Genomic DNA, 582 nt, shown 5'->3' with positions numbered 1-582 from the left:
CTAGAAGGTCTGTTTATTGCCGAGGATCTTTTCGCGTCAGCAACCGTGTGTGGAGCCATGTCTGTAGAAGCCGCACTAGGCAGCCGTCGCCCATTTGACCCTCGAATCCACCGCGTACGTGGCCATCGTAGCCAAATGGATGCAGCAATGGCATATCGTCACCTACTGGATACATCGAGTGAAATTGGTGAATCGCACACCAACTGTGAAAAAGTGCAAGACCCATACTCACTGCGTTGTCAGCCGCAAGTAATGGGCGCGTGTTTGCAGCAAATTCGCAACTCCGCTGAAGTATTGCAAGTAGAAGCGAACTCCGTTTCTGATAACCCATTAGTATTTGCAGAAGATAACGACATCATCTCTGGCGGTAACTTCCATGCAGAACCTGTTGCGATGGCAGCCGATAACTTAGCTCGCGCCATTGCAGAAATTGGCAGTTTGTCTGAACGTCGTATGGCACTTCTCATCGACAGCGCGCTATCAAAACTGCCGCCGTTCTTAGTCGATAATGGTGGCGTGAACTCTGGCTTCATGATTGCTCAAGTAACCTCTGCGGCATTGGCAAGTGAAAATAAGACCCTT

The 582-nt window shown here is 49.8% G+C and carries 1 protein-coding gene; it reads left to right on the top strand.

All coding sequences use genetic code 11. The features are described from left to right. Positions 1-582: aromatic amino acid lyase (locus tag R7R78_RS28145; protein ID WP_225474853.1), on the top strand; the 582-nt coding region annotated here is incomplete at both ends.

Source organism: Vibrio sp. 2134-1, assembly GCF_033339495.1.
This window is presented reverse-complemented; position numbering and strand designations above follow the sequence as displayed.